Source organism: Niastella sp. sgz303648 (assembly GCF_059587045.1).
The window spans coordinates 467,951-485,026 of the sequence record NZ_JCAPSW010000002.1 but is presented as its reverse complement, the minus strand read 5'-3'; the positions used below and the strand labels follow the sequence as shown (position 1 = coordinate 485,026).

The following is a 17,076-nucleotide window of genomic DNA, read 5'->3' as shown; positions in this document are numbered from 1 at the left end:
AGCCATTATTTATAACTACTCAAACAGGTGAACCCATAAATGACATCATAGTATAATCAACCTGTATGCAACCTCTATGGGTCCTTGTATTGTAGGGTCATCTTAGGGTCTTCTTAGGTTATTTTCAGGATTATATTAGGTTGAAAAACCAATAATGAACCTGAAATAAACCTATAATCACCCAAAAAGAGGAGGTATCAAAGAGGTTCTTCACAGTACCTTTAGTATATCATTTCATCATTGAAAAACAATTATTATGGCTATCAGTGAAAATATATTATTAAAAAAGCTGTCGGGGCAAATAGGCAGGCAGCTTGTAATTAAACAATATGGCGATAAAACGGTGGTATGCAAATACCCCACTATTAAAAAACGCAAACCAACCCGCAAACAATTGCGCAACCGGGAAATTATGGAACAAGCCAATTACGAGGCGCGGTATATTTTATCGGATGATGCACTCAGAAAAGAAGCACAGGTGCGCCTGAACGTAACCCGCAATAAATTGTATCATGCGCTTATACGGGAACACTTTGCAGCAGCGAAGAAGAATGAAGTAGAAAGTTAATTTGTGCCTAACGACACGAAGAAGCATTTGAGTTCTTAAAAGAGTTGATAAAAGAAACCTGACATGAAAAAAATATCCTTATACAGCATAGTACCGTTGCTGATGATTTTATTGGCCACCGGAACTACTGCTCAAGTTACCAAAGGTCTGAAAGATTATTACAAAGATTACTTTCCCATTGGCGTAGCAGTTAGTCCGCGGTCGCTCACCGGTCCCGATGCACAACTGATCGTACAACAATTCAACAGCATTACCCCCGAAAATGCCATGAAAATGGGGCCTGTTCATCCGCAGGAACACAGATACAATTTTGCGTTTGCCGATTCGATCGTTCAGTTTGCACAAACTAATGGAATCAAAGTGCGCGGACATGCTTTATGCTGGCACGAGCAAACACCAGCCTGGTTGTTCAAAGATTCATTGGGAAATACCGTAACCAAAGAAGTGTTGTTACAACGGTTAAAAGACCACATCACCACCGTGGTAAAACGTTACAAGGGAAAAGTGTATGCCTGGGATGTGGTGAACGAAGCTGTTGACGACGACAGTACCCGGTTGTTGCGCAACTCGCTCTGGTACCAGATATGCGGAGAGGATTTTATTGCGAAAGCATTTGAATACGCCCATGCCGCCGACCCCAATGCAGTTTTGTTTTATAATGATTACAATACCGAAAGGTCGCAAAAAGCAGAACGGGTATATCAGTTGCTGAAAAAATTAACAGATGCCAAAGTTCCCATTAACGGTGTAGGATTGCAGGCGCACTGGTCGTTATATGAACCAACCGAAAGCGAGCTTCGCAATACCATTGAAAAATTTTCATCACTCGGGTTAAAAGTACAGATCACCGAACTGGATATATCGGTATACCGGTGGGAAAAGAACCGGCGTTCAAAACAACCCGGCGAATCCGATGAACTTACTGCCGAACGCGAACAGCAACAACTGGAACAATATAAAAAAGTGTTCCGCATTTTGCGTGACTATAAAAATGTGATCACCGGTGTTACGTTCTGGGGTGTATCTGATAAACACACATGGTTAGATGATTATCCTGTTGCCGGCCGAAAAAATTATCCATTGCTGTTCGATCAAAATCTGCAGCCGAAAAAAGCATTTTATGAGGTTATAAAATTTTGAGTACTTCGAAGTTTTTTGCAGTTGCGCTAAGAGCTTAAAAGAGAAAAAGGAGAAAAAAAGAGAATACAGAACACTTTTTGCATACAGGCTTAAAAATCTTTTAGTACCCGACTCTTATAGCGGTAGAGACTCAAAGAGTAAAGGACTGTTTATAAAAATCTCTTTTTTTCTCTTTCAACTCTTATATCCTCTTAGCGCCACTGCATAGCTGAGCGCAGCGAAGCTAATAATTGCTCACAAACGCAATATACTTACCATCAGGCGACCACGAAGGCACGTTGATAGTTCCCTGTCCGCCATAAATGTAGGCAATAACGCGCGGGGCGCCAACAGCCGTTAATGGCATCAGGCGCAGCAATACTCTTTTATAAAAAGGATGATCGGCCGGATCGATCTCAGGCGGAAATGAAATAAAGGCCATCCATTTACCATCGGGCGAAATATGCGGGAACCAGTTATGGTATTCGTCAAATGTAATTTGCTCCTTGCCCGATCCATCGGGTTTCATACGCCAGATCTGCATGGTGCCGGTAACGTTCGCGTTGTAGTAAATGTATTTTCCGTCGGGTGAATATTCGGGGCCGTCTACATGACCGGTTTTATTGGTTGTAAGCGGCACTTCAGCGCCGCCAGTGATGTTCATTTTATAAATGTTATACACCCCGCTGTCGCGTTGCGCCACATACAACACTTCTTTATTATCGGCCGACCATCCATGCCAGTATGATGGCGTTTTTGTCGTGAGCATCTTTGGCGTACCGCCCGCCAGCGGCATTACGTACACCGAAGAACCACCGCCCGGCAATCCTTCCCTGTGATGACTTACAGCCAGCTGCTTTCCATCGAACGAAATGCCGTGATCGTTATTCATCTGGTCAAGATCACCAACGGCAAACTTTTCAGGAGTGCCGCCTTCAACCGGAATGGTGTATAGCAGGCCGCCGGCATTGAACAACAGTTTCTTTCCGCCGGGCATGAAATTGGGTGCTTCAAAACGGCCTGTTGATTCATGAATCACCTTTCTATGTCCATCCCAAACGTTCATTACTTCAAGACGGCTTTTTATAAACCCCTGCTTGTATGCATTATAATTGTCGGGTACCGGCTGGTCGATGCGCACATTCCATACGTGTGCTTCTTCAACAATATCCGCATCGTGCGAACAAATGAATAAGCCAGCCAGTGCCGAATCGGGCATTTCGGGCAATTCCTTCACACCCACCACCTGCAGCGGTTCGCCCGGATGTGCCACCCGCATGATAAATTTATTTCCATTGCGCTCCAGTTGAATGATCTGAAAATTCTTTTTTGAAAAGAAAAGTTCATCCTCGGGATCACGCATATAAGCGCCACGCAGAGGCCGCCATTGCATTACCGTTAATCCGTCGCCATGCGACACAGCGCTCATATGAATGGCTTCTGCATCGGTTGAGGCGCGCACCATCCACCCTATTTTACGATGGTGATTGCTACCCTGCCCCGCAAATTCAAAGTTGGCGGTTAAAATAAAATCTCCTTTTATTTTCTTATACGCATACTGAAACTCATCGCGGTTGAACCAGATATTATAGCCGGCGCCCTTCAGCGTATAGGTTTGTGAACCTGCATCATATTGAACTGAGCCTGCCTTTTTAGGATTGCCAACATCGGCCAGATAATCGAAAATACCAGCCGTTTTCGGTTGGGCCATGCCAAATGAATACAAAAAAATGAGAAAGAGAAAAGGTGATACCTTCATATAATTACAGTTAAAATAATTACAGGATGGATCTCGTAAACCACGCGGGACCCGACGGGTCATTGCGAACGCAGGAAAAAAGTGTTCTATAAAAATAAGAGTCTCCTTTTATAAAATTGTAACTTTTCATAAAATAATCTTTTATGAAGGGTTTGTTTGTAACATTCGTACTGCTGAGCGCCCTGCTGCCTGCGCCTGCAAAAGACACCCTTACTTATGAAGAACATAAAACCCTGGCCATCGGCTCACAGGCGCCAAACTTTACACTGCCCGGCGTTGATGGCAAAACGTATACGCTGGGATCATTCAAAAATGCCGCTGTGCTGGTAATTATTTTTACCTGTAATCATTGTCCTACTGCACAGGCGTATGAAGACAGGATCATTCAGCTCACCAATGATTACAGATCAAAAGGCGTTGCAGTGGTTGCTATTATGCCCAATGACCCGAAATCAGTACGCCTCGATGAGCTGGGCTACACCGATATGAGCGATTCGTTCGAAGAAATGAAAATACGTGCCAAACAAAAGCACTTTAACTTTCCTTATTTATACGATGGTAAAACACAGGAAACAGCCAAAGCCTACGGACCAGCAGCCACACCGCATGTTTTTATTTTTGATAAAGCACGTAAACTGCGTTACCAGGGGCGGATCGATAATGTAGAAAAGCCTTCCAAAACGCCCACCGGGTTTGATACCCGCGCTGCTATTGATGCTTTGTTACAAAACAAACCAGTGCCCGTTGAAACCACCAAAGTATTTGGCTGCTCTATTAAATGGGCCGAAAAAACCGACCTGGTAAAAAAGGGTTTTGAAGAATGGGCCAAAGAACCGGTTACCGTGAATATGATAGATGAAGCAGGTATAAAAGAATTGCTGAAAAACAATAGCGGTAAACTGCGGCTGATAAACTTATGGGCAACCTGGTGTGGCCCTTGCGTTACAGAATTTCCTGAATTTATTTCCATGAACAGAATGTATCGCCAGCGTGATTTTGAATTTATCAGTATCAGTGCCGACGATCCGGCCAAAAAAGAAAAAGTGTACCAGTTTTTGAAGAAGCAACAGGCGTCTAACACCAATTATCTTTTTTCGATAGATGATAAATACAAACTGATAGAAGCTATCGATCCCAACTGGCAGGGCGCATTGCCCTATACTATTCTTGTTGAGCCTGGTGGTAAAATCGTGTACGCCAAACAAGGACCCATCGATGAGGCAACCATGAAAAAACTAATTGTCGATAATCCACTCATAGGTAGATACTATTAGAAGGCGCAAGGTTCAAGGTCTTGCGGGTTAGTCACGCTGACTGAATTTTAACGGCTTGAGCCTTGTTTCCTGTGCCTTGCAATTTGTTTCTTTTTTCCTTTCAATCTTTTTTCGTAAATTTTGTAACTAACTTTGAAAGCAGGCATACATTATTCATTAAACATATTCAAGTAATTGATTATGCTTTATCCGATAGTGTAGCATCCGGTTATCCGCTGCCCGGTTTTACAATACACATATCATCAAACGAAATTCTCTTTTAACAAAAATTATTCGATTAACTGTTACTGTTGATGTATGGTTTTACGCAACTGATTTTCCTGCCCGCCCGGATGAGCAACTATATTAAGTAGTTTTTATTGTAACTATTATCAATCATGTACTATTCATAGTACTACCGTTTATCCCTGACTGTAAATAAATTTACTGGATTCAATTCCCATTTAAAACTGTAACCCAACCTCTAAACCATGATTAAAGTCGGCTTGATCGATGACAATTACTTTTTGTTAAACAGCTATAAAGAATTCCTCCAGGACTTTTCCGACATCTCAGTTGTGTTCACCTTCATGTCGCTCGGAGAACTCGCAAAAACCATGCGACAGGGGCTGCATGTACCTGATCCTGACATTGTATTGCTCGATATTAACCAGCCGAAACATGCCGGTAATGAAGGGTTGCAAACCATATTGGATGTATATCCCCATTGCAGGATCATAATGCTTAGCGGCGATGATGATGAAAAATACATTGTACAATCGCTGAAAGCAGGCGCCAGCGGCTTTTTGATCAAGAACTCGAAGCTGATGGATATTTACAGCTCAATCAGGGATGTATACAATTCAGGCGCCTGTTTATCGCCCAAAGCAGCCAAAAAACTAATTGATCATCTGAAAGGAAATGTATCGGAACAACTGGCTGCCAAACTAACAAAACGCGAAATGGAACTGGTAAATCTGTTAAAGGAAGGTCTTTCGTATAAGGAAATGGCAAAAAGAATGTATGTATCGGTGTATACCATCAATCACCATTTAAAAAATATTTACCAGAAGCTGGGTGTTGAATCGAAATCGGAGCTTATATCGAAGATATTACAGAAAACGATCTGAATCGGTTGTATATACCTGATATGTGTAAGTATTTACCGGTTCCTACATAAATACTATTAACTAAAGCAGGTAAATGAACATGATTCGCTAATTATTTTTGATTATTCATAGCCACCAACACACCGGGGCATAGAGAGAAGAAGGGTTAACAGCGCTTTCGCCGGGATAAATGAACTAAAAATACTACACCCCTCAAGGGACGGGGTAAGGGTCAATTGACGGATCTTAGGTGGAGCCATCTGTCACCCGGCGGATGGCTCACTCACCGGCCCCAAACAAATTCCACATCATTATTGAAAAACCAGTTAGAACCGGCATGAACGGGTTCACACGTATGTGCCGGGATATAGCTTCCATTTGGTAAAGTACACACTTATTCATGAGGGTGTTTCCACTACAAAACATACAACAGTTGGTTCCGGATGGAATATTGAAAAACCGCTATATCCCGGCCTTTTTTAAAGGCATACTGCTTAGTATACTAATTTATACATATACCGAGTGGCAATACGAATCGCAATTATTTAACCATCTTGTTGCCAACATACGATCATCACCCGCAGTTGCGCAACACGAAGACTCGTTTCTGTTACAGGCAATGCATGTAAGCCATTCTTTACTGGCAAACAGGCAACCGGTTTTCAGCGATCAGCCATTTACAGGATTTAAAGCCGGCATGGTATACCCCGTATCGTTCGATCTGATGACGGGCAGCGGCGCCTGCGGCAGTTATTCAAGGGTGCTGGCAGGTATATTGCAAACCGGCGGCATTGCCGTACGTTTTGCACAAATGACACCGAATGATCAGCCCGGCGGTCATATTGTTATTGAAGCGCATACTTCGCATGGCTGGGTAGTGCTGGATCCTTTATACGACCTTTACTTTATAACTCCTAAAGGTCAATTAGCCGGTTTTGCACAGGTGCAACAAAACTGGCCTTATTATGCCAAACAGGTGCCTGCGAATTACGACCATTCATACAATTATGCCGGCGTTCAATACACCAACTGGAACAAAATACCGGTCCTGTTTCCGCTGGTAAAAAAACTGCTGCAACATGTAATCGGCGCCGAAAGAACCGAACACATTTCATTACGCACTTATTTTTTGCAACCGTACCGCATGGCTTTTCAATGCACGCTTGTTATTTCATTATTTGTGCTGGCGTTTTCCCTTCGCCGCCTGTTCAAAATACATCGGTTAAGGCTACCCCAACGGCAAACCAATACCCTCCCTTTTCCGGTACATACTATTAATACCGGAAAGCGGCAGGCGTCCCAAACACCTGTAGCTGTTGAACACTCCTGACTTCAGCGGCCGTTTATTTCCCAAGCGAAACTGCCACCATCACGCTATTATCGGGCGTATTAATCTTTCGCCAGGCAAAAGCCTTCCAGTTTGGCCAGTTGCACTTCTTGTTGTAATAATTCAGCACACCGCGCAGGATGTCCTTCATGTCGGTCAGATTACAGGTGTCTTTGTTGGCAAAAGCTACTACCAGTTCGGCATAACACGGATTAAACATCCGCTTTTGCCGGTGGATGAAGTTGCTGCCTGCAAGAATAATATCCTGCAGGGCCGAATGATGTTCATCATCCGGCTCCGCATCATCCACGTCGAACCGGTAGGGCACAAAGCCCCTGGTAAATTGCCCTTCCATGCAAACTGAAAAAGTATACAACGTAACATACGTTTCAACTTTTTTAAGAGATGAGCGGCTACTAAGAAAAGTAGTCCGTACCTGCTGAATGATGCCGTTTTGGTTTAATAAAACTGAATTATACACGGTCATGCAGGGGGTAATAGTAGTGATAGAGTACAATAGATATTAGTTTTAAATAATTTTCGGATTGATGCAAAGATTGGTGACAAAAAGGCCATTAAAAACTACTATTTCAAGTCATTTTATGATTTGTGCGAAACTTTAGTTTTGTCCTGAACGCTATGCCTTGTGCCTTGTACCTTGGGCCTTGTGCCTTGATTCCTGTGCCTTCATCATATCCTGAATAAACCTATATGAAAAAAGTATCCTATACGTTGAACAGAGTGCTGGTCATTGACGATATACCCGTTATTGCTTTTGGCCTGCTCGAAACATTTACCGCCCTGAATACATCTGTAACCATCGACTACGAATCTTCTGTTTTTTCTGCTTTATCATCTGCTGCTAATTCGGGCAATACATTCGACTTACTGGTGATTGGCATATTGCCGGGTCATGACGCTGAATCGATCTGGAAAGCGCTGACCGCATTAAAAAAGCGGTTTGGCTATCCGAAGCTGATGGTGTATGCCAGTCATTATAACCACACTGTTATTGAAAAAATGGAGCAATTAGGCATCGATGCCTATGTTCACCGGTACGAATGCATGGAAGAAATACAAAGGGCCTATATACGCATATCGGCCAATGAACGATATATCTCCGAATTATTCTACACCCTGTACAATGATTATTGTCTTACCCGCGATTGGATGGCCCCCGGCGAATACTATGTTTCTATGAGCTCTCCCGAAAAGAACATCCTGCTGTTATTATGCCAGGGAAAAGATGTTACGGCAATAGCCGACATTCTGCACTTACCCGTTAATGAAATCAGCATGCACCTGAATACGTTTTGCAGCAGACTTGGCCAATAGGCAATGAGCAATTGGCAATTGGCAATTGGCAATCGGCAAGCCTTGCTACTGCATGCCTATTCCTACTTCTATTTGCCTATTGCTTATTGTCTATTGCTTATTGCCTATTGCCTGTTAAATAAAAAAGCCCTCCATCGAAATGGACGGCTATGGTTACCTCTGAAACCAAAATGTATATATGAAGCAGGTGCAAGATAGAATAAAGCTATACGTTCATCAACACTCGAATCAGTAGTTTTTATCATTGATAATGGCTTGAATTTTCAATATCATATTATCATTATATGCTATTGGGACTTTTGCTATTGTATAACTAAAACGTGTAAGCTAATTTGCAAATCAATCTTCATCCTTAATACTTTCCTCCTATGAAATATATACGTACTATTCTATTGATATTCATTACAGCATTTACTTCTTCACAGCTTATAGCTCAATGCACAGGAGGTTGCCCGTCGGGCGCCATCACTACTCTGCCGGCCGGGGTAGCTACGCTTGCCCAGGGCAGTACCTGGTGTGTTTCAACAACAACCGATTTAAGCAGTAATACCTATACTATTAACGGCACCCTTGTTATACAGGCGGGTACAGTTACATTAAAAGATGTGGTCCTTAATAAAACAGGTGTAATACTCGTAAAATTCGGTGCTAAACTAATTATTACCGGTACGTTTACAGGTAACAGTACAACTCCCGTTTCAACAATTGATAATTTAGTTATATGTAACGGTGGCTTTTTGAATATAACAGGGTCCTTTTCACAGGGGCAAACCAATATCGCTGTGAATGATTTTGCTGTAATGCAGGTAACCGGCGCCTGGACAGCCGGCGCTTCGGGCGCCACGGTAAAAATTGGAAACGGATCGGTAATCGAATTATGCTCTTCGTTTAACCTGAATAAAGATGGGTTCTTTACCGAAACCAGTACAGGTGTTTCTTACTTCGTAGTACATGCTCCCATGACACAAAGTGTTGTAAACGGATACTTGTCTGCCTCGAAAAACGACTCGCACATTAAGTTTACGGCCGCAGCAGGTGCAGCTTTTGTATCACATCCTGCCGCCTATACCTGCAATGCCTGTGGCAATTTTAATCTCGCGCCTCCAGGCACAACTTCGACCTGCGGCTCGGCAGCCAATTCGGTATTAACCGTTGTATTGCCGGTAACTATCCTTAAGTTTTATAGCCAAACGGCCGGAGAATATTTTCAATTAATCGGTGTAATTGATAATGAATTACCGGTATCGGATAACATACTCGAATACTCAGCCGATGGCCGGAATTTTACCACCAGCCCCTATGAACCAATGCTTACCCAATCAACCGGTACAACCACCTGCACATTTTCATTGCCTTTATCTGAAACCCCAAAATTTTTCAGGCTACGCATTAACAGTGCACAACTGGTTCAATATTCACCGGTTTTACTTCCAGGCGTTAATACTGAAGATAACAGCCTATTGGTATTTCCTAACCCTGCCCGGGAAGCCATATTTCTTCAATTACCGCAGAACCACTCCTATACAAATATGGCTATATTTAATCGGTCGGGGCAGCAGGTATATCAGGCAACCATCAGCGCCGCTACAGGCATAACGCGCTTCAATTTGCCTGCCCATTTAATACCGGGCATGTATTTTATAAAATTTACCGGAACGCAAACAGCGGTATTCAGGAAGCTGCTGATTGAATAACGATTTAATGCATCCTGCCGCCGTGCTCCCGGGATGAAGAAAAAGCACCCTTGCCAAAGCTTTTGAACCTGTACATAAAACTTACAAGGAAGAAGCGCTGCAGTACGCGTGTGTAGGTATCTTCAATATAGTTATCACCTACCGAGCGGTTAATACTTTTATTCTGGTTCAGCAGGTCAACCCCGCTGATACGCAATTCGCCATTTTGTTTTTTGAATAATAAACAGGATACATAAGCATTCCACAAGGGGATTGGCTGGTTAAAACCCTGTGCCCGCCCGGTGTTTATATAATAATCAAAATCGTTATTGATCATAAACCTTTTGAAAAACGTATAGGTTACATCTATTGCATAATGATGATTGAAATAGGTATAGTTCAAACTTTGCTGCACACTGTACCGGGCATCGTTATAATTAAAGCTTGCACTGGCCACCAGGTCGAGCTTGTCCTGAATGAAATACGTAAAGTGAAAACGCTGACCTATGCCGCGTGTATAGTTGAAGTTCAGCCGATCATCGAGCTTGCTCACATCGCGGTTGTACCGCAGGTATGTAGATAAATTAATATTCAGCGGACTGCGGCGGCCGGTAGTTACTTTTGAAAGCGGAATACCAATGGTGCCTGAAAAAGTAAGGTCGCCGGCGCCATTGAGGTTTTCGGGCCGGGTCAATTGCACTCCATCACTCAGCTTGCTGATGCTGTTTACAATTTTGTTGCTCACTATTGAGCCTGCCACATTCAGGTTCAGATACAGAAAGTTATTTACATTAAAAGTATTATAACTGATGTTTACATTATGCGTAAACTCCTGTTTAAGATCAGGATTACCGGTGCGGATATTTAACGGATTGCTTACATCCTGAACATCCTGCAATTGACTGATACTCGGAGCACGCGAACTGCCGCGGTAATTAAACCGAAAACTTGTTCGCGGCGCCGGATTATAGTTAAAAGAAGCATTCGGGAAAAAATTGGTGTACTGCTGCTTCATGCTACTGTCTTTTCCCGAGGTAGCGCGGTTGCTTAAATTCTGCAGCGAAGCAAATTGTACAGCGCCGCCAAACTGATAATCATATTTGAGCTTTTTTACCCTGAAATTAGAGCCCAGTCTGCTGGCAGTAAACAGGTTTTCAAAATAACTGGTAAGCGGTTTATTGATGCTGTCGAAGCGCTGCGTGGTTGAATCAAAATCGTACGTATTGCGATCGCTGTTGCTTTTATTGATGGTGTAGGCATAATTCAGTTCCCATATTTTATCGGTACCGAACATTTCGGTTAAGGATGAACTGATGATATTATTAAAAGAATGGGTAAGCTGATCATTTCGTTGCCGGCGGTTATCGAAACGGCTTTGGCTGCTGTCGGGATTATAAAAATAATACGGCGAAATATTAAACCCTTCGCCATCGCTGTTGTTGAGCGAGGTCGACCATCCCATAGTAAACGTGCGGCCCGGTTTATTAAAGCGATGACGGAACAACAGTTCATTGGTAAAAAGCTGACCGTCGCGTATATTCGAACGGTGGCTTTCGCCCTGAATGGCTTTATAATTGAATTTTGGGCTTACGGCCTGTGTGCCAAGCGTTTCATCACTGAACGATTCGGCATGTTGCAAATTCAGCGTTGGCGTAAGCAATATCGAATTCATGCTGTCGATCAGGTATTCGAACCGTAACCCAAAGCGATGGCTGGTGTTAACGTTCTTACTGTTCGATGTTGAACTGGCGAGCGCAGAGGAATCGTTGGCAAAAAAACTTTGCCGGTAACCTGAAGTAAAATTGCTGGTGCTTGTTTGCGATACAAAATAATTACCGCTGATGTCGATCTTCGGCCCCCATTCATCACGGTAATTAACACCCGCGCTCCACGATTTCGTATTGCCATTGTTGGTGCTGCCACCTCCTCCGCCTCCGCCACCACGGCCGCCTCGTCCGCCACCGCCACTCACATTGCCCATACCACCCATACTGCTGATGAGGTCGTTGCTGGTAAAACCTAACCGGTTAATGTTATTGGCGCCGCCCAGCACAGATAGCTGCCTGCTGTCTTTAAACATATTCACTGATGCACTGCCTTCGTACCGGTCGCTGGTGCCTATTGAAGCGCTGCTGCGGCCGAATATGCCGCGTTTGCTGTCTTTTTTAAGCTTGATATTAATAGTGCGTTTGCGGCTGCCGTCATCGATTTTTGTAAACTTCGCCTGGTCACTCATATCGTCAAAAACCTGTATGCTTTCAATCATATCCGACGATAAATTGCGGGTAGCCAGCTTGGGGTCATTGCTGAAGAATTCTTTTCCGTCGACATATATTTTGGTGATCTCTTCACCCTGCGCCTGTATTTTTCCATCCTTATCAACTTCAACACCGGGTAATTTCTTTAACAGGTCTTCGACCGTTGCATTGGGTTTGGTTTTAAACATGCTGGCCTTAAACTCAACAGTATCTTTTTTAATGGTGATGGGTGGCGCCGACACAATAACACTGGTAAGCATCGAAGTATCGGGCTGCATGTAAATGGTATCGAGATCAATAACAAACTGTGATAAAGTAATATCAAGGTTTTTTGTAAAAGGCCTGTAGCCGGTATAAGTTATACCCAGCTGATAGTTTCCCTTATGAAGATTCTTTATTTCAAACAAACCGTTTTTATCGGCCACGGCAAAGCCTGCAGCTGCCGAATCGACCGGATTAATCAGGGTAACAGTGGCATCCGGTAAAGGAAACCGGTTCATACCATCAACCACTTTTCCTGTAACCTTGTTTTGTGCAGTTAGTATATACGCAGAAAACAGCAACAGGATAAGCAGAACAGTTTTTCGCATGCAATTTCTTTTGGGTGTTACCTCACGTGACCATTAATTGACGACAGAATGCCAAAAAACAGTTGCAGGGTCGATAAAAATTATGTTTCTGGTTTGTGCCCGCCCGGATGACCCGGTCGGACGGGGTTTGAAGTTTGTGGTTGCTGCCGCGATTTGAACATTTTAGGTAATTCAAACACCTGAACAATTTAACAGGTGGCCCAATATTACAGGACATGATTCACCGAAAGAACCACAAACTTCAAACAATAAACCTCTTTGCGCGCGAAATCTATCGAAGCAGGGTAATGCTCATCAAACCTATAACCACATCATTGGCGAAAGTATAAAGGGAAATGGATTGAAGGTCTTTATTTGGGTCGAGCGGCATATCAGTTATAGTAGCGGCGCCGCCATCGATGGCCATATTGCTGAACCCTTTGATGGTAATATAGTCTTTCCATTCTGTAGCGGCTCTGCCCGTTTTTAAATAAACCCTTAGTGGATGCGGTGCATAGGTAGTAAATGCATAGCCGTCAACAAAATAATCCTGCTCAACAGGCCACCAGTTTTGCGGATTGATCAAACGCAACGTATCTATGGAGCCATCTGCGTAATGCACACGCAATTCGGCATTCGTTAATCGGGTTTGCATGGGGTTGGTACTTCCGGCCATCATAAACCAGGCATGTGTTGCGCGACCCGATACAGGTATTACGGCCGAATCGGGATAATTATCCCATTGAGATGTAAATACAATATTTTTTGCAAGCGTATCGCCGGGTGTAGCAAAAGGAATGCGTTGTGGCAATACTATTTCATTATTTACTGCGGCTTTTCGAAGGCCGGCATCATCAATGACCGGCTGTACCAAAGGGTAACACCAGTTGCCGATTCCCTGCACCGGTAATTGTAAGGTAGGCGACTGCGGGCGGGGCGACAGGTACTGTTGCTTAAAAATATTCGTCACTTTATCATTGTAATATTTTGTAAGATCGATCTTATCGAATCGCATGTCTGATGTAGCCTGCACCTGCCAGTTTATGATCGTTGTATCGGTATGTAATCCTTCGCCCCATTCGAACCGAATAAGAGTACTGCCCGGCACCAGATTAGTTGCTGCAACCACTATTTCGTTCGATAATGATTTTGCAGGAATTTGCAGGGCCTGTTGAAACGAATGCATCCCCGCCTGTAAGGCTACTGTTCCCGCAACGGCAGCGCCATTGTTTTTTATTCTGAAACGAATACCCTCACTATCGGGCTCCCCAACAGCAATAATTTCAACCGGATGCTTTACTTCAAAGCAAAGCGGAAACCACCACACCATTTCACCCTGCCGCACCTGTACAAATACGGTTTTATTGCCCGCAGGCCCCTGCACAGTGGCCTGCAACTGGTTACTGGTAAGCATAATGTTTTGCAATACCTGCTGTGGATCGTAAATAGATTGTATAAAGCCAGCCGGTGTAACAGCGGTAAGCTGATCGCCGGTTGCATACACACTGTCGTAGCGCATAGGCTGAACTGTTGTACCGGCCCATTTTATCACTATCGTATATTGTTTGGCTTTGCCGGTGGCAACTTCCAGCACCGGATCGCCCACGGCATCGTTGAGGCTGCGCCAGATAGCCGGTTGTCCGTTTATCAAAACTGATTCCACAGCATCTTTCACCGCGCGCAGCTGCAGCCGCAGGTTCATGGGTTTGGGGAAAGAAGGTTTCACTATAAACTGATCGCTTACCCCTGTACGTTTAAAATCAACATATATATCGGGTGTTTGTAAAGTAGCATTGTTCCAGGCATCGGGAAAACCTGGTTTAATGGTAAGCGTATCATTCAATGCATCGGGCAAAATGCCAAACAATCCTTCAACCAGCGACCGGCCTGCCATGCCAATAGGATCGGCAAAATCGCGGTACAACTCGCCGCGCATGGCATCATAAAACGACAACTGCTGAAACCCGCCGGGACTTGAACTGAGGTACATACTTTCAACCAGCGCGCTTTTCCATAACCGGTATGCCTCCCGGGGCCGGTTGCCCTGCCAGTAGGCTAATGCTGTATGCAGATTTTCGGCCAGCGCCACATTGTTTAACGACCATGTATAGGGTTGCCAGTTTGTTGTTGACAACAAATAATAACCGGTATCTTTTAATCCTTTCGCCTGAATTGGAATATGGGGTATCTGTTTATCAACATACCGCAGAGACTGATACGCTTTAAATGCATCAGAAATTTTTTCATCAATAGCATGATAGATCGTCCACAAACCCGCAGCCGGATGCAACAACTTTTCACCCAGGGCATCTTTGTATTCGGCATACCAGCCCAGGTCGGGCATCCACAACAGGCTATTCACCGCATCAAAAATTTTATTCGCTTCGTTGTGATAAGGGGCGGGATCATCGCCGGCAATGGATGCCAGTTGTGCCGCAACCATATTGGCGCGATAGTTATAGGCCGATGAATGCGTTACGCCTCCCCCGCTGTACTGCAAGGCGTCACTGGCCCATATGCAACAGTACGCATCGTATAAACCATCATTATCTGCATCGAAATTTCTTTTTTCCCAGGCAAGATGGCGCTTTACCAGCGGCCATTGTTCTTTGATGTATGTTGAATCGCCGGTGTAATAAAAATGCGTAAGCAACTGATCGATGAACACGAGGTTCATATCGTAATGGTGTGGACGAAGATCGCCATTGGGGTTACGGCAAATATATCCGCTGCTGAATAGCGAAGTGCCCATTTTTTCGAGTTGGCGTGCCAGATGCAGGGCAGTATCAAATACCACAGGCCCTGTTGCCGGCGAAATTACCTGCGATAAAGCGTAACTGTTGAAATGCATGCGAGCCCTGTCGTGCCAGCCTAATGCATCGGCTACATAAGCGCCACGCCATGCAGGCAGTCGCATGCGCCAGGCTACAGCGCCATGCAAATACGTTGGCGCCTCCCAAATAGCATCGGCCGCTACACTCAATGCACCACCCAATGTATTGATCCACGGATCGGGTGTAATTATTTTTATTCGTTCGGCGAGTTTTTTGCGGGCGGCTTCTGCTGCAGCTAATTGCTTTACGAGGTCTTTATACAACGTTGTTATGGTATCCGCAGCATTTAGTAAAAAATAATTTGTTCCGTTTGTAATGGTCATCTTACCTGCAATGGCCGGTGTTGCAGTTCCATTGCTTTGATACAACGCCAACGGATTTTCCTGTTGCGCAGCATCGGTTATATGTATCACCGAAGCAGGCGGCACAATGGCACACAAAACTTTACCTGCTCCATACGTTAAATGAAAATTATTATTAGAAATGGTGAATACATTGTCTTTACAATTATCAGGCTGAAGATAAAAGGAAGATTCAGGATCAGCGCCGATATCGCCGTCGCGCGAAAACTTTTTACCCGAAGCGCCGCCATACACCCAGCACAACGCGGCTTTGGTGATAACATTGATGAACTGTATTTTAACGATCATGCCTTCGGTATCGGCCAGTGCCAGCACAGAAATTTGCATGGAGCCATTACCCAGCAGCGGATCTTTTATTTCATACAGCATGGAACCGGGGCGGTAAACGGCTTTTATATATTTCGCATCAATTAGCCATTTACTATTGTTGCCTGCGATCAATCCGAATTTAAAATTACCACCCATGCCCGACATGTATAAAGCAAACTCAGGCAAATCGCCTGTTTCAATTCTGAAACCGGTATTTGTTCCATACAATGCGCGGTTAAAACGCATTTTTCCATTAATGGTTACAAAGTCGGTTCCCTGAGCATTATAGTGAAGTGAATGCAGCCTGCCTTCAGAGCCATTGTTAACAGTTGGCAATTTCCGGTTGGTACCGCCTTCCTGGCGCAACAGTTGATCGTTGACTGTTATAAATTGCCCATTGCCCGTTGCCTGTCGTTTATTGCCAATTGAAGCTTGCCCACTGCCTGCAGGTATCTGGCTTCTGGCAATAGTGATACTTATAAGAAGAATAATAAAGTATAAACACTTTCGGTACATGTTCAGCATTCTCAGCGAATTGAGCTACCTTAACCAATATCTCCGGTAACGATATATCATGTGGTATTCAAAAGACAATTTGTTC

General features: G+C 44.0%; 11 protein-coding genes. 7 read left to right on the top strand and 4 right to left on the bottom strand.

Annotated elements, in window-relative coordinates; translation table 11 throughout:
* Positions 1-256 precede the first annotated feature (256 nt).
* Positions 257-568, top strand: coding sequence for a hypothetical protein (locus AC59IL_RS06550; RefSeq protein WP_496551299.1), 312 nt, complete (start codon positions 257-259; stop codon positions 566-568).
* Between the two features lie 63 nt (positions 569-631).
* The gene (locus AC59IL_RS06545; RefSeq protein ID WP_496551298.1) at positions 632-1,708 is read left to right on the top strand and encodes an endo-1,4-beta-xylanase; all 1,077 of its coding nucleotides are present in this window, start codon (positions 632-634) and stop codon (positions 1,706-1,708) included.
* 223 nt (positions 1,709-1,931) lie between these two features.
* Here the strand turns inward: AC59IL_RS06545 and AC59IL_RS06540 are convergent, their stop codons facing one another.
* Positions 1,932-3,446, bottom strand: a complete 1,515-nt coding sequence (locus AC59IL_RS06540) for a TolB family protein (RefSeq protein WP_496551297.1) — start codon at positions 3,444-3,446, stop codon at positions 1,932-1,934.
* Positions 3,447-3,589: 143 nt separating this feature from the next.
* Here AC59IL_RS06540 and AC59IL_RS06535 point away from each other — a divergent pair, with 143 nt between their 5' ends.
* The 3 genes from AC59IL_RS06535 to AC59IL_RS06525 all read left to right on the top strand — a co-directional run bounded on the left by AC59IL_RS06535 (position 3,590) and on the right by AC59IL_RS06525 (position 7,138).
* A complete protein-coding gene (locus tag AC59IL_RS06535; RefSeq protein ID WP_496551296.1) occupies positions 3,590-4,720 on the top strand; it encodes a redoxin family protein in 1,131 nt (376 codons plus the stop codon).
* 470 nt (positions 4,721-5,190) lie between these two features.
* Positions 5,191-5,829, top strand: a complete 639-nt coding sequence (locus tag AC59IL_RS06530; protein ID WP_496551295.1) for a response regulator — start codon at positions 5,191-5,193, stop codon at positions 5,827-5,829.
* 379 nt (positions 5,830-6,208) lie between these two features.
* Positions 6,209-7,138 (top strand): transglutaminase-like domain-containing protein, encoded by a 930-nt coding sequence (locus AC59IL_RS06525; protein WP_496551294.1) that lies wholly within the window; start codon positions 6,209-6,211, stop codon positions 7,136-7,138.
* A gap of 13 nt (positions 7,139-7,151) precedes the next feature.
* Here AC59IL_RS06525 and AC59IL_RS06520 read toward each other — a convergent pair whose 3' ends face one another.
* On the bottom strand, positions 7,152-7,652 hold the full coding sequence (locus tag AC59IL_RS06520; protein ID WP_496551293.1) for a hypothetical protein: 501 nt from the start codon (positions 7,650-7,652) through the stop codon (positions 7,152-7,154).
* A 194-nt stretch (positions 7,653-7,846) separates the two neighbouring features.
* Between AC59IL_RS06520 and AC59IL_RS06515 the strand changes: the two genes are divergently transcribed.
* Both AC59IL_RS06515 and AC59IL_RS06510 read left to right on the top strand, forming a co-directional pair.
* Complete coding sequence (locus tag AC59IL_RS06515) at positions 7,847-8,470, top strand: hypothetical protein (protein WP_496551292.1); 624 nt, start codon at positions 7,847-7,849, stop codon at positions 8,468-8,470.
* A 368-nt stretch (positions 8,471-8,838) separates the two neighbouring features.
* Entirely contained in the window at positions 8,839-10,164 is a 1,326-nt protein-coding gene (locus AC59IL_RS06510) for a T9SS type A sorting domain-containing protein (protein WP_496551291.1), read from the top strand.
* Positions 10,165-10,168: 4 nt separating this feature from the next.
* On the opposite strand, the gene AC59IL_RS06505 is transcribed toward AC59IL_RS06510, so the two are convergent.
* Together AC59IL_RS06505 and AC59IL_RS06500 are read right to left on the bottom strand one after the other, a co-directional pair.
* Positions 10,169-12,991, bottom strand: a complete 2,823-nt coding sequence (locus tag AC59IL_RS06505) for a TonB-dependent receptor domain-containing protein (protein WP_496551290.1) — start codon at positions 12,989-12,991, stop codon at positions 10,169-10,171.
* Positions 12,992-13,262: 271 nt separating this feature from the next.
* Positions 13,263-16,991 (bottom strand): DUF4450 domain-containing protein, encoded by a 3,729-nt coding sequence (locus tag AC59IL_RS06500; RefSeq protein ID WP_496551289.1) that lies wholly within the window; start codon positions 16,989-16,991, stop codon positions 13,263-13,265.
* Positions 16,992-17,076 lie beyond the last annotated feature (85 nt).

Coding starts and splice junctions, on each gene's coding strand:
- AC59IL_RS06550 (WP_496551299.1), top strand. CDS start 257: ATGGCTATCAGTGAAAATATATTATTAAAAAAGCTGTCGGGGCAAATA.
- AC59IL_RS06545 (WP_496551298.1), top strand. CDS start 632: ATGAAAAAAATATCCTTATACAGCATAGTACCGTTGCTGATGATTTTA.
- AC59IL_RS06540 (WP_496551297.1), bottom strand. CDS start 3,446: ATGAAGGTATCACCTTTTCTCTTTCTCATTTTTTTGTATTCATTTGGC.
- AC59IL_RS06535 (WP_496551296.1), top strand. CDS start 3,590: ATGAAGGGTTTGTTTGTAACATTCGTACTGCTGAGCGCCCTGCTGCCT.
- AC59IL_RS06530 (WP_496551295.1), top strand. CDS start 5,191: ATGATTAAAGTCGGCTTGATCGATGACAATTACTTTTTGTTAAACAGC.
- AC59IL_RS06525 (WP_496551294.1), top strand. CDS start 6,209: ATGAGGGTGTTTCCACTACAAAACATACAACAGTTGGTTCCGGATGGA.
- AC59IL_RS06515 (WP_496551292.1), top strand. CDS start 7,847: ATGAAAAAAGTATCCTATACGTTGAACAGAGTGCTGGTCATTGACGAT.
- AC59IL_RS06510 (WP_496551291.1), top strand. CDS start 8,839: ATGAAATATATACGTACTATTCTATTGATATTCATTACAGCATTTACT.
- AC59IL_RS06505 (WP_496551290.1), bottom strand. CDS start 12,991: ATGCGAAAAACTGTTCTGCTTATCCTGTTGCTGTTTTCTGCGTATATA.
- AC59IL_RS06500 (WP_496551289.1), bottom strand. CDS start 16,991: ATGTACCGAAAGTGTTTATACTTTATTATTCTTCTTATAAGTATCACT.